Here is an 11,201-nt window from a genome sequence, read left to right as displayed (position 1 = left end):
CGATGCCCTGGGCTAAGAGCTTTTGGGCTTTCAGCCCGTTTTAACCGTATAGTTTGTTTTTTTTATTGTCGAATAAGCCCGAAAAAACGACGTTTAAACGCATTTGATAACAAACAGGCACGATGACCCGAAAAGGGTGGTTGCGAATATACATTTTTTTATGTATCTTTGCAATCAATAAGATTCTGTTTGTGTAATCAATAAGATTCTGTTTGTGTAATCAATAAAATTCTATTTTTGTATTAACTGATAAACATGTAAGGCTTATGAGACGGAAAATTCACAGCTTAACTTTTGTGTTCATGGCATTATTGATGATGTTGATGACGTTCGCTTCATGCAGTAAAATTCAGGATTTGCTGAATGAGGGAGATGATGATGACGACGACGATGGAGGCATTAATCCACCGGAACTCGTAGAAGGAAGAATGGAAGACATCGCTCTTTCGGGTATCGTGAGAGATGCCAGCGGCACTCCTATCGAGGGCGTGAGCATCGTGAGCGGCTCTTCTGCTGCTACTACCAATACCGACGGATTCTTTGAATTCGACCAGATTCAGGTAGTAAGTGTCCAGAACGACCGCTCGGTAGTGAGATTCAGCAAGGCGGGCTATTTTGATGTGGTGCGTTCTATGGATGCTGACGATGATGCTGCCGATGGCGCAAGCTGGGAGGTGGTGATGTGCAGGAAGGAGAACAATGATTTCACCAGCATCAAGACCTATTCCTCTTCATCCGACCAGACCCTGCAGGCTGGCGAAATGAAGATTGATATGCCGCAGGATGGATACAAGGTGGATGGCACCGGAGCCGGCTATACCGGAAAGGTGAAGTCGGAGATGGTGTATCTGGATCCTAACAATGAGCGATTCGCAGAGATGATGCCGGGTGGCGACCTCGCCGCTGTGCGTTCCGACAACTCCAGCGCCCAACTGGTTTCCTATGGAATGACCGACCTGAATATGTATGCCGAAAATGGCGACAAGCTGCAGCTCAAGGAGGGCAGCAAGGCAAAGCTTACCTTCCCGATACCAGCCGGAATGGGCGAGAATCCGCCAGCCAGCATCCCTTTGTGGAGCTTCAATGAGAAGACAGGACTCTGGGAGGAAGAAGGAAGTGCCGCATTGCAGGGAAATGTATATGTAGGAGAAGTGGCTCATTTCTCCTGGGTCAACCTGGATTATCCTGAAAAGCAGGGCACCGTTTATGGATATGTAAAGGATGATACCGGCAAGGTTCTGCCAGGTGTAAGATTGAGCATCGGACAGTTGCTGGCCTCTACTGTAACCAAATCAGATGGATATTATTCTCATGAAGTTCCTGCCAATACAGACTTCAGCATCACAGTGAAGGATCTGTATTATGGCGGCATCGACCAGAAGGTTTCTGTAAAGGTTCCTGCCCTCTCTCCGGGAGAAAAGCGCCAAGTGGATATCACGCTGCCTCATCTGGTTCGCGTATATGGCAAGGTGATGAACGAGCGGGGCGACGGCATCCGTTCTTCGGTATGGGTGCAGACGGAAAAGGCTAAGACTGAAGTTCTCCAGACCGATAAGGATGGTAACTTCAATGTGTATGTACCGAAGGATATGAAGGGCAAAGCCACCGTACATGCCCGAACCTATCGGGGTGATGAGATTTCCGGGGACATAACCATCGAGAATGAGGATGTATATGTAGAACTGATTGTAAGCGGCTCTGGAGGTGTCAATACCAATATGATCCATATCTTCTCTGATGTCCTGGGCAATGAAGCATGGCCTATACCAACCTATACGAATCCGATTAGCGGTGTGCTTCTTCTGGATGATAATTTGATGCTGATACCAGAAGAAAGAGCTAACATCTTGATGTCTATATTGGTAGCTCATTATGATAAGGAGAAGACTACCTATACGGATGGTGTAACAGCCAGCGTGGCTAATCGGACAGAGAAGCGCCTGTTCCAGACTATGGCGGGCAAGGAAATGAAGTGCACCGTACAGAGAAACGGCAATGATTTCGTGTTCTCACTGGAAGGAAATGGAGCCTTTGGCAAGGTATCTTTTGACGAAGATGATGCCGATGATCTGGATTCTGATGAAAAATATGATGAGAATGCCAAGTTGGTTGGCAAGATGATGAGCTATCCGCTCCTGGCTACAGCCAAGACACTTCGCAACGTCAAGCCGGTAGATGCAGGCTTCCCTTCTTTCACTCCACAGCTGGAGACAAAGGCTCCTTTGGCACTGCTGATTACGGAAAGTCTCAATCTGGGCAAGGGCGGCATCATTTATTATAATGGTGGAAGCAGCGACTATCAGAAGTTGAAGAATGCGGCAGCCAAATTGGGTCTTACCAATATGGGAGAGGACAATGAGGATGGCTATATGGCGGTAAACTTCTATTCGGCAAAGGAGAAGAAGCTGATTACGCTGGAATATGATCCTCATGCTACAGGCGCTACAGACAAGAATACCTTTGAGGATATTGAAGAATATGCCCCAATCTATATGATGGTATTGGATGGTGTAACCGAAGAAGCGCTCCGTGCCATGATGGAGGATGACGATGATACCCGCAGCACCCGAGTAACAGCCCGCAAGCATTTCAATCCGATATCAAAATGTAAGTTTGATGACTTTAAGACGAAAAAAATATTCCAAAAGCTTGCCCGTTTGCGTTAATTTGCCTATATTTGCAAGGTAAATTCGTAGAAAACTTAACTTTCGCAGTCCAGCACTGCGAAAGTTCTGTAGAAAATAATAGAAATGATGAAAAATGATAAGCTTAACCTCTGGCAGGTTCTCCTGCCTCTCTTGCCTCTGCTGATGAGCCTGGCTTCCTGCCGGAAATCGGCAGAGGAAACTGCTGATAACCTGCGTATCGAAAAACTGCATCAGCTCGATGAACTGCTCAATGCGCAGTCGCCGCAGGCTAAGACGGAAATAGAAAAAGGTATGAAGCTGGCGAAAGACAGCCTCACGTTTTATGAGTATTATGCCAGGAAGGGAAGATGGTTCTGTCAGTCGGCAACGCCCGATTCTACGGTAGGCTATGTGGACCGCACCCTGCGTTTCGCCCTCCGTCAGCCTGATACTCCGCGCCGCAACGGACTTCTTGCCTATACCTACAACTGCCAGGGCATCAACTATCATAATTTTCATCGCAAGGCAGACGAGGTGGTTTCGCTCTACCAGTCTGCCTATGCCTATTCCATGCGTAGCGATGTGCAGCACCAGGCGCCTAGCATCTGTGCCAACCTGGGTGATGCCTATCTCTTCAAGAATCAGTTGCCGCAGGCTGCCTCCTGGTATCGCCGTGCGCTCTTTCTGGTAGATTCCCTCCAGCTGCCCAAGGAGGAGAATGTCTCCCTCTATGTGGGTCTGGCTACCATCTACCTGAAACTCAATGATTTTGATGCATCGCTCCAGTGCTATCAGCAGACGGAAGACCATCTCCCGCAGATGTCGCTGGCTATGCAGGCGTATTACCTGAACAATTACGGCAACTACTACTATTATAAGAAAGACTATGCCCAGTCGCTCCGCAAATTCCTGCAGCTGAAGCAGTTGCTGGAGAAGCACAAGAAGGGCGACTGCTTCGACATGTATCTCTGCAAGCTGAATATGGCAGATGTGTATCTCAATCTGGACAGCATTGCCCTGTCGGAGAAATATCTTGCCGAGAGTGAGCCTTTCATGGTGGCCAACCACGATCGAGAGGCGGTATATTACTGTAATACGATTCATATCGGTCAGGAGGTGAAGAAGGGAGATATGGCGGCTGTTACCCGCATTCTGGACAGCGAGAGGCAGCAGTTCGGAGAGAATCTCAGCAATCTCGTAGCCTTCAACCTGCGCCAGATCCGCAATCAGTATCTGCAGCGATATTACCTCGCCAAGGGCGATTACCGCATGGCATTCGAGAATCTGCGCAGGGATATGCAGAAGAATGATTCGCTGGAGCACAACAGAATCAAGATGAGAGCTTCGGAAATCATGGACCGCTTTACCCAGGATACGCTGAAACTGCACCACGACCTGGTGCTTGAGCACAAGACGGCACAGCTGAACCAGACCCGCTTCATCGCCCTGGCTGTAGTGCTGCTGATTCTGCTGCTGTGCATGTTCTTCGTCATCAAGAGCATGCGATCCGGCAAGCGGCTCGAAGAGAGCAGGCATCGCGTACTGCAGTTGAAGCTGGAAGGGGCAAGAAACCGAATCTCTCCTCATTTCGTCTTCAATGTCCTCAACAACAAGATTCTGCATGCCGGTACGGCGGAAGCCGACGAACTGATGGAGCTTGCCCGGTTGATACGCAGCAACCTGGACCTGTCCTGCCAGTCGAAGGTATCTCTAGCCGCAGAGATCGGTTTCGTGAAGCAGTATCTGGCGGTGGAAACTCCGCTGATGGGCGATGATTTCGATTTCTCGCTGCAGATAGATTCCGAAGTGGATGTGGAGAATACGTATATTCCGTCGATGTTTGTCCAGATTCTCGTAGAGAATGCCCTGGTTCACGGGCTGAGAGGCTGGGAGGGAAGGAAGAGCTTGCAGGTAAAGGTAGGTAGAAAGCAGCCGGGCTATACCGTGGTTTCCGTGCTGGATAACGGCAGGGGATTCGATATCCGCCAGAAGGGGAAGAAGCGTACCGGACTGGGCATCATCACCCAGACCCTGGCAGTGGTGAACGAGCATAATCGCCACAAGATGACCTTCTCGCTGCAGAACAGGAAGGCAGAAGACGGCAGCGTGGCAGGATGCCTGGCGCAGGTATGTATACCCGATGGCTTCGTGATGTAGCAGGACCTGCGAAACTTGAATATAAACAATATAATAAGGTGTATGAAAGTTGTAATCATAGACGACGATAAATCTTCAGGCAAGGCTTTGGCTGATTTATTGGAAACGAAATACGATATGGAGGTGCTGGGATGCGCGCTCTGTGGGCTTGACGGCTTGGCGATGGTAAACAAGTACCAGCCCGATGTGCTCTTCCTGGATGTCCAGTTGCCCGATGTGAATGGCTTGGATTTCCTGGATAAGCTGTCGGGATTCGTGCACCGCCGCTGCCAGGTGGTGATGTACACGGCATACGATGAATATATCCTGACAGCCTTCCGCAAGCAGGCATTCGATGTGCTGCTCAAGCCTATCAATCCCCAGGAGCTGGATACCATCGTCAGACGACTGGAAAAAGAGACTGAGAAAGAGGCTGAAAAAGAGGCTGAGGCTGAAAAAGAGGCTGAGAGAGTGGTAGGGGCTGGCGTGAAGAATGCACCCGTTGCTAACGGCAAGCTGCTCTTCTATACCAACTCCGTGGATTTCAGGCTGGTGGATAAGGAGAATGTCTGCCTCTTCCAGTATAATCACGAAGTGAGATGCTGGGAGGTGGTGGTAGCTGACAACAGGAAGCCTATCAGGCTGAAACGAAGCGTGAAGAGCACCGACCTGCTTGCGCTCGCCCCTCATTTCATGCAGGTAAACCAGAAGTTCATCGTCAACATCAATTACCTTATCGAGGTGGTTGACAATGTATGCCATTTCTATCCCCCTTTCGATGAAATCGACTATGTAAAGGTGGGCAGACTCTATAGAAAGAAACTGATAGATAGATTCTTAAGTATTTAAAAACATAATAATTATGATGAAAAATAAGTATTCGGTCATCATCATGATGATTGCCCTCTTCGGAGGACAGACAGCCCTGGCGCAGGAGAAAATCGTGCCAGAAACTCCTCCCGTTCCGCAAGACCGGCTGGACACCCTCTATTACAACAAGAGCTGGAAGGTAACCCCTAACAAGGCTTTCGCCAACTATTATCGCCTGGCACTCTATCCTGCTGATTCTACGGCAGCCAAGGAGTTCCGCACCTACTATATGAGCGGCGAACTGCAGGGCGAAGGCAGCTTTGTGGTCCTCGACAGGAAGGATGATGCCAAGAGCCAGTTTGCGGGCACCTTTACCACCTATTTCAAGGATGGACAGGTAGAGCAGAAGAAGACCTATCTGGCAGGACTGCTCTCGGGCGAATATACCTCTTATTATAATAACGGCAACGTGAAGGAGCATTTCTTCATGAACCAGGGCAAGAAGATGGGGGTAGGAGCCTCTTTCACCGAGAATGGCAGGGTATGCACCCTTACTCCCTACAAGAACGACATCCCTGAAGGATTTTATGTAGTGGTGGATGCCGACGGCAACTACTCCAAGTATTCGCTCACCGACCACCAGCCTATCCAGGAAACCCCTTCGCCTGATGAAATCCTCACTGAGTATAAGAACGGTGTGGCATGGCCTTACTACAACAAGAACGGACTCATCGTGGGCGTGAGCAATTCGATGGTGGATGAGAACATCGGCGATTATCGCGAAATCGGCGTTTTCATCGTCAACAAGAGCATGATCAATGTGGATATCGACCCTTCTCAGATTGAAATCTACGATATGAAGGGCGGCAAGCGCAAGGATTTCGAACTGGTGGGCGCTGATGAGTATGACAAGAAAATCTTCAAGTTCAAGAAGAAGGTGGCTAAGCGTGCGGTAAAGAACAAGGCGATTGTGCAGACCGAACGTGAGAACAACGTGAATGCCAACCTGGGCGCACAGGTGTTTGATGCCGGAACCTCCAATACGCTGAAGGATTTCCAGACCCGTATCTGCCGGATGCAGCAGCTGGAAGACGGCAACCGCATGAAGTATTCCGACAAGATGCCTGAGGACCTGGGCTATCTGGAGCGCACCACCATCCATCCGGGCGAAGTGGTTTCGGGCTATCTCTATACCACCGACCGCAAGGCTGCCGATCTCTTTGTCAAGGTAAAGATCAAGGGCATCGACTATCTTTTCGAGTGGAAGGCAAGCAAGAAGAAATAACGTGTGTGAGATGTGAATGCTAACTATTAAAAAATAATGGAAATGATGAAAAAGATTTTGATGATGGCCATCTTGTGCCTCGTATTTACAATAAGTGGTTTTGCACAGTTCAAGAGATCTGCATTCAATCATGTGGGTCTGAATGCAGGCGTGGGTACCGAAGGTATCAGCATAGGTGTGGCGGCTCCTATCTCCAATTTCGTGGAGCTGGAGGCAGGCGTGGATATTCTGCCTAAGATGCTCAAGATATCTGACAAGATGAACCTGACGGCAGATGCCACTATCAATGTCCAGGGACAGACCGTAAGGATTCCAGATTCAGAGGTGGATGTGGATGCTGATTTCTCCCGTACAGCCTTTCATGCCAAGGCGAATATCTATCCTTTCGGCGGCAACAGCAAGTTCTTCGTGGCTGCCGGCTTCGCTTTTGGCGGTGCCAAGATTGCCAAGCTGAGCGGTCACAGCGAGGATCTTGCCCGGTTTATCAACAAATATCCTGAATATGAGGATGAGATTCTGAAACACGTAGGTGCAGATCTTTCAGATTATAATATCAAGTTCGACAAGAATGGTGATATCAATGCCGACCTGCGCTGCAATTCCTTCCGTCCTTATCTCGGTCTGGGATTCGGCAGAGTGGTTCCCAAGAACCGTCTGGGTTTCCGCTGGGAGATCGGCTGCCAGTATATGGGCAAGCTGAAGATCTATCAGAACGGCGAGGAGGTGGATGTCAGGAAAGCTCTCAATGATTCGATGGGTGAAGATGGCGGCGACATTGCCGATATCGTGGATAAACTGAAGTTCTATCCTGTGCTCAAGTTGCAGATTGTGGGCAGAATCCTGTAATCAAAATAAGAAAAGTTTGAATTATACATAAAAAAACGGGCAAAATGGTAGCAGTTAGCCAATTATTTCGTAACTTTGCACCCGCAAACTTATAAAATAATAAAAGAAGAATGGCTAATTTGAGATTTGAGGTTGTAGCCGAGGCCTTTAAAAAGAGACCTGTTGAGGTGGAAACTCCTAAGGTGCGCCCTTCGGAGTACTTCGCCAAGTATGTATTCAACCGCCAGAAGATGTACAAGTATCTGCCATCTGATGTGTACGAGAAACTCATCGATGTGATAGACAACGGTAATCGTCTGGACCGTTCCATCGCGGATGCCGTGGCTGCCGGCATGAAGCTCTGGGCTGAGGAAAACGGGGTAACACATTATACTCACTGGTTCCAGCCATTGACAGAAGGTACTGCCGAGAAGCACGATGCCTTCGTGGAGCACGACGGTAAGGGGGGTATGATTGAGGAATTCTCCGGCAAGCTGCTGGTGCAGCAGGAACCGGATGCCAGCTCTTTCCCTAACGGCGGTATCCGTAACACCTTCGAGGCTCGCGGCTATTCTGCATGGGATCCTACATCGCCTGTGTTCATCATCGACGATACCCTCTGTATCCCTACCATCTTTATATCTTATACAGGTGAGGCGCTGGACTATAAGGCTCCATTGCTCCGCTCGCTCCATACCCTGAGCGAGGCGGCTACCGAGGTGTGCCACTATTTCTACCCACAGGTAAAGAAGGTGCAGACCAATCTCGGATGGGAGCAGGAGTACTTCCTGGTGGATGAGAGCCTCTATTCGGCTCGCCCAGACCTGATGCTCACCGGACGCACCCTGATGGGCCACGATTCGGCTAAGAACCAGCAGATGGACGACCATTATTTCGGAACCATCCCAGAGCGTGTGCAGGCTTTCATGAAGGATCTGGAAATCCAGGCACTCGAGCTTGGCATCCCTTGCAAGACCCGCCATAACGAGGTGGCTCCTAACCAGTTTGAGCTGGCGCCTATCTTCGAGGAGTGCAATCTTGCAGTAGATCACAATATGCTCCTGATGAGTCTGATGAAGCGTGTGGCTCACAAGCACGGTTTCCGTGTGCTCCTTCACGAGAAGCCATTCGCCGGCGTCAACGGTTCCGGCAAGCACAACAACTGGAGTCTCTGCACCGATACCGGCGTGCTGCTCCATGCGGCAGGCAAGACTCCTGAGGATAACCTCCGCTTCGTAGTCTTCATCGTAGAGACCCTGATGGGTGTCTATAAACACAACGGACTGCTGAAGGCATCCATCATGAGTGCAACCAATGCCCACCGTCTGGGAGCCAACGAGGCACCTCCAGCCATCATCTCCTCATTCCTTGGCAAGCAGCTCACCGATCTGCTCGACCATATCGAGAAGGCTGACAAGGAGGAACTCTTCGCCCTGGCTGGCAAGAAGGGAATGGAGCTGGATATCCCTGAGATTCCGGAGCTGATGATCGACAATACCGACCGCAACCGTACCTCACCATTCGCCTTCACCGGCAACCGCTTCGAGTTCCGTGCCGTAGGTTCTGAGGCAAACTGCGCATCTTCTCTCATCGTACTGAATGCAGCCGTAGCTGAGGCGCTTGAGAACTTCAAGGCTCGTGTGGATGCCTTGATAGCCAAGGGCGAGGACCAGACTTCGGCAATCATCGACATCGTAAGAGAGGACATCAAGACCTGCAAGCCTATCCGCTTCGATGGCAACGGCTATTCTGACGAGTGGAAGGAAGAGGCTCAGAAGCGTGGCTTGGACTGCGAGGCATCCTGCCCGGTAGTCTTCGACCGTTACCTGGACAAGGAGAGCATCGAGATGTTTGCCAAGACCAACGTGATGAGCGAGAGCGAGCTGAAGGCGCGCAATGAGGTGAAGTGGGAGACCTATACCAAGAAGATTCAGATTGAGGCTCGTGTGATGGGCGACCTGACCATGAACCACATCATCCCTGTGGCTACCCACTATCAGAGCCGTCTGGCAAAGAATGTAGAGGGTATGATCCACATTTTCGGTGGCGAGGAAGGCAAGAAGCTGACTGCCCGCAACGTGAAGATCATCCGTGAGATAGCCGAGCGCACCGAGTCGATTGAGCGTGGCGTAGAGGCATTGGTGGATGCCCGTAAGGTAGCCAACAAGATAGAGAGTGAGCGTGAGAAGGCTGTAGCCTATCATGATACGGTAGCTCCGAAGATGGAGGAAATCCGTTATCAGATCGACAAGCTCGAGCTGCTGGTGGCCGATGAACTCTGGACCTTGCCGAAGTATCGTGAGCTGCTGTTCATCCGCTAAGGCTGAAAGGCGTAATAGCATACGGAAGGCATATTGCTACGGCGCTAGCCAATGGCCGCAAGGCCAGATTCCGTATAAAATCCGTGCGTAATCCGTACAGCAGGAAAGCTCTTCCGATAACTCCGCGTAATCCGATGAAGAAAAATAGAGAATAAATAAAAAAAGAGGATGTGTCATAAATTTATGACACACCCTCTTTTTTTTAGGAGTAATTAATGAAAAATCTAAGATTCCTTGTGCAGTTCTACGACATGCAGCTCGTCACGCCCAGAGAGGCGGCAATAGCGGTCAAGATAGATATTACTATCTGAAATACAGTTTTCCATGTTTCTTTCTTCATACGCAGTTTTTTTTAGTGATTTAAAAATTTACGTTGTCGCCGCTGCTGTCGGTTCCACCGCCGCCCTGGCTGGTTCCGCCGTTATCCTTGTTGGTCTCGCCGCCAGTGCCCTGACTGGTACCCCCGCCAGCACCCTGACTGGTACCACCACCGCTCGGTGTATTCTCCGTTCCGCCGCCATCGGCTCCCGAAGTATATTCATCGTATGCCACGATCTTGGTGAGCTTCTTCAGCTCGGCGTTGCTCCAGGTCTTCGTGTTTCTCAGAATAAGATGCACACCCTGCACACTAGCCGCCGTCACCTTCTCCTTGCTCACCTCGCCACGCGAAGTCATACCGATGGAGAACAATCCGAGGTCGGAGAAACGCACGCTCTTGCCATCCAGAATCAGATGCTTCAGGCAGTCGAGGGTATCCATCAGCACACCGTGGATGGTGCCACGGCTGTATGGAGAGTTGTGCTCAGAGATATGAGTCACAAAGTCCTCGAAACTCATCTCACGGTCGCTCACGGCAGTAGCATACCAGAGTTTCTTACCAGCGTTCTCACCCGTCTGAGGGGTACGCATAATCTTACGATACTTACTAGTTCCTTGTCCCATAGTCAATCAGTTTTTTAAAGGGTTAATAATTAATTTTTGACGATGCAAAGGTACGGCTTTTTTAGGGAATCACCAAAAATCAGGGTGTGATAAGCCCCGATTTTCAGCAGCTCCAGATTCCAAATCCCGTTAATAATCCTAACTCATAATTTTGAAAAAGAGAAACCATAGTTTTACAGATCACAAACCATAGTTTTAGAGATAACTTCCCCCCATAGCTTTGCAGATTGCAAACCATGGCTCCTCATCAAAGAC

8 protein-coding genes are annotated in these 11,201 nt (G+C 49.7%); 6 read left to right on the top strand and 2 right to left on the bottom strand.

Annotation, left to right across the window (positions count from 1 at the left end; translation table 11 throughout):
- Window positions 1-266 precede the first annotated feature (266 nt).
- The 6 genes from DXD25_RS06340 (at window position 267) to DXD25_RS06315 (ending at window position 10,004) form a co-directional block, all read left to right on the top strand.
- Entirely contained in the window at window positions 267-2,666 is a 2,400-nt protein-coding gene (locus tag DXD25_RS06340; protein WP_117662307.1) for a carboxypeptidase-like regulatory domain-containing protein, read from the top strand.
- Window positions 2,667-2,750: 84 nt separating this feature from the next.
- Window positions 2,751-4,784 (top strand): histidine kinase, encoded by a 2,034-nt coding sequence (locus tag DXD25_RS06335; protein WP_117662305.1) that lies wholly within the window; start codon window positions 2,751-2,753, stop codon window positions 4,782-4,784.
- Window positions 4,785-4,826: 42 nt separating this feature from the next.
- Window positions 4,827-5,612: a LytTR family DNA-binding domain-containing protein gene (locus DXD25_RS06330; protein WP_117662303.1), complete on the top strand. Its 786-nt coding sequence runs from the start codon at window positions 4,827-4,829 to the stop codon at window positions 5,610-5,612.
- A 13-nt stretch (window positions 5,613-5,625) separates the two neighbouring features.
- Window positions 5,626-6,858 carry a toxin-antitoxin system YwqK family antitoxin gene (locus tag DXD25_RS06325; protein WP_117662300.1) on the top strand — a complete coding sequence of 411 codons (1,233 nt, stop codon included), beginning with the start codon at window positions 5,626-5,628 and terminating at the stop codon, window positions 6,856-6,858.
- A gap of 42 nt (window positions 6,859-6,900) precedes the next feature.
- Window positions 6,901-7,704 (top strand): hypothetical protein, encoded by an 804-nt coding sequence (locus DXD25_RS06320; RefSeq protein WP_233522215.1) that lies wholly within the window; start codon window positions 6,901-6,903, stop codon window positions 7,702-7,704.
- Window positions 7,705-7,814: 110 nt separating this feature from the next.
- Entirely contained in the window at window positions 7,815-10,004 is a 2,190-nt protein-coding gene (locus DXD25_RS06315) for a glutamine synthetase III (protein ID WP_117662299.1), read from the top strand.
- 244 nt (window positions 10,005-10,248) lie between these two features.
- Here DXD25_RS06315 and DXD25_RS16665 read toward each other — a convergent pair whose 3' ends face one another.
- Window positions 10,249-10,344, bottom strand: coding sequence for a smalltalk protein (locus DXD25_RS16665; RefSeq protein WP_153091799.1), 96 nt, complete (start codon window positions 10,342-10,344; stop codon window positions 10,249-10,251).
- A gap of 20 nt (window positions 10,345-10,364) precedes the next feature.
- The gene (locus DXD25_RS06310; RefSeq protein WP_117662297.1) at window positions 10,365-10,946 is read right to left on the bottom strand and encodes an HU family DNA-binding protein; all 582 of its coding nucleotides are present in this window, start codon (window positions 10,944-10,946) and stop codon (window positions 10,365-10,367) included.
- Between the last annotated feature and the right edge of the window lie 255 nt (window positions 10,947-11,201).

The sequence above is a fragment of the Prevotella sp. TF12-30 genome, assembly GCF_003436715.1.
Lineage (GTDB): Bacteria > Bacteroidota > Bacteroidia > Bacteroidales > Bacteroidaceae > Prevotella > Prevotella copri_A.
The sequence above is the reverse complement of the archived record's forward strand: the minus strand, read 5'-3'. Positions and strand labels throughout refer to the sequence as shown.

What these genes read in the sequence shown, in the direction of transcription:
- DXD25_RS06340 (WP_117662307.1), top strand. Translation starts at nt 267, where the DNA reads ATGAGACGGAAAATTCACAGCTTAACTTTTGTGTTCATGGCATTATTG.
- DXD25_RS06335 (WP_117662305.1), top strand. Translation starts at nt 2,751, where the DNA reads ATGATGAAAAATGATAAGCTTAACCTCTGGCAGGTTCTCCTGCCTCTC.
- DXD25_RS06330 (WP_117662303.1), top strand. Translation starts at nt 4,827, where the DNA reads ATGAAAGTTGTAATCATAGACGACGATAAATCTTCAGGCAAGGCTTTG.
- DXD25_RS06325 (WP_117662300.1), top strand. Translation starts at nt 5,626, where the DNA reads ATGATGAAAAATAAGTATTCGGTCATCATCATGATGATTGCCCTCTTC.
- DXD25_RS06320 (WP_233522215.1), top strand. Translation starts at nt 6,901, where the DNA reads ATGATGAAAAAGATTTTGATGATGGCCATCTTGTGCCTCGTATTTACA.
- DXD25_RS06315 (WP_117662299.1), top strand. Translation starts at nt 7,815, where the DNA reads ATGGCTAATTTGAGATTTGAGGTTGTAGCCGAGGCCTTTAAAAAGAGA.
- DXD25_RS16665 (WP_153091799.1), bottom strand. Translation starts at nt 10,344, where the DNA reads ATGAAGAAAGAAACATGGAAAACTGTATTTCAGATAGTAATATCTATC.
- DXD25_RS06310 (WP_117662297.1), bottom strand. Translation starts at nt 10,946, where the DNA reads ATGGGACAAGGAACTAGTAAGTATCGTAAGATTATGCGTACCCCTCAG.